1 pseudogene is annotated in these 582 nt (G+C 56.4%); it reads right to left on the bottom strand.

The annotated features are described in order from the left end of the window. Positions 1–582: pseudogene (locus KPG66_RS17070) on the bottom strand (F-box domain-containing protein); the annotation flags it as partial.

Below are 582 nucleotides of genomic sequence, written 5' to 3'. Positions count from 1 at the left end.
CCTGATCGAATCGGTTTCGCTCAAAGAAGGCCTTCATTTCAGTTTCTGCGCTCTCCCATTGCTGATTATTTAGTGTAAGTCCAATCCGTAAGTGGATATCGTAGAACGCTTCCGCTATGCCGGGGCCATTGCTGCCGTCGAGCAGGCGCATCGCGCGCTGCCAGACCTGTTTTAGCAGTGCGTCGTCCAACTGCGATGTTGCTTCAAGCAGTCCGAGCGCCGCTAATGCGCGCTGCGCAGGCGGCACGCGCTCAAGGGCGGGTTCGAGCAGTGAAATCTCATGCGCATGTTGCTCTGGCGGTATCACCCGCACTAAAGCGCCCGGCAGGTAGCGTAATGCGCTGCCTAGTTGATGGTCCGGAAGTGACAATGTCAAATGCCGCAGATGCGCGAGGTGCACGGGCCTGTGTGCCTCTGGCAGCATCGATACTCGATCGGCTAGTGCACCGATCGGCGCGCCCCGATACGAGGCTGGCAGGCGTTGCATCCATTGGAACAGTGTTTCGTACCATTCAATGATCGTCGCGCTCGCAAGATCATAACGATAAGCATGATATTGGGGGGAGGGAAAAGATAATGAGA

Origin of the sequence: Mycetohabitans sp. B2 (genome assembly GCF_021733735.1) — a bacterium.
In the GTDB taxonomy this organism is placed as follows: Bacteria; Pseudomonadota; Gammaproteobacteria; order Burkholderiales; family Burkholderiaceae; genus Mycetohabitans; species Mycetohabitans rhizoxinica.
The sequence above is the reverse complement of the archived record's forward strand: the minus strand, read 5'-3'. Positions and strand labels throughout refer to the sequence as shown.